Annotated in this window: 1 protein-coding gene; it reads right to left on the bottom strand. The window is 60.4% G+C overall.

Annotated features, from left to right (window positions below):
* Positions 1 to 882: hypothetical protein (locus I5W_RS11630; protein ID WP_044529348.1), on the bottom strand; the 882-nt coding region annotated here is incomplete at its 3' end.
* Between the last annotated feature and the right edge of the window lie 57 nt (positions 883 to 939).

The following is a 939-nucleotide window of genomic DNA, read 5'->3' on the forward strand; positions in this document are numbered from 1 at the left end:
GCTGACCTGATCCAGTTCTAGCGTGGGGGCCACGGGGCCAATTGTATCGAGCGTGAAGCTTAAGCTGGCGATGGCGCCTTCGTTACCGGCCTTGTCGATTTCACGCACTTCCACCGTCTTGAGTGCGCCATTCTTGTTGGCGTTGGCTGCATTGCTGACGGAGATTTTGCCATTGGTGGTCTGGTCTTGCCAGGTGCCGCCATCGATACGGTATTTCCACTTGGCGTTGGTGGTTGCTTCCAGGTTCTTGACCGTGACGGATCCTGTCCTGGTCAAGGCTGGTGTGTTGCCGCTGGCGGCCACGCTGACCTGATCCAGCTCCAGCGTGGGGGCCACGGGGGCGGTGGTATCGAGCGTGAAGCTCAAGCTGGCGATAGCGCCTTCGTTGCCGGCCTTGTCGATTTCACGCACTTCGACCGTTTTGACCGCGCCATTCTTGTCGGCGTTGGCAGCATTGCTGACGGAGATTTTGCCGTTGCTGGTCTGGTCTTGCCAGGTGCCGCCATCGATACGGTATTGCCACTTGGCGTTGGTGGTCGCTTCCAGATTCTTGACCGTGACGGATCCTGTCCTGGTCAAGGCTGGTGTGTTGCCGCTGGCGGCCACGCTGACCTGATCCAGCTCCAGCGTGGGGGCCACGGGGGCGGTGGTGTCGAGGGTGAAGCTCAAGCTGGCGATGGCGCCTTCGTTGCCGGCCTTGTCGATTTCACGCACTTCGACCGTCTTGACCGCGCCATTCCTGTCGGCGTTGGCTGCATTGCTGACGGAGATTTTGCCGTTGCTGGTCTGGTCTTGCCAGGTGCCGCCATCGATACGGTATTGCCACTTGGCGTTGGTGGTTGCTTCCAGATTCTTGACCGTGACGGATCCTGTCTTGGTCAAGGCTGGCGTGGCTGCCGCTGGCGGCTACGCTGATCTGATCAAGTTCCAGCGTGGGGG

The organism is Herbaspirillum sp. B65 (assembly GCF_000333555.1).
GTDB classification, from domain to species: Bacteria; Pseudomonadota; Gammaproteobacteria; order Burkholderiales; family Burkholderiaceae_D; genus Herbaspirillum; species Herbaspirillum rubrisubalbicans.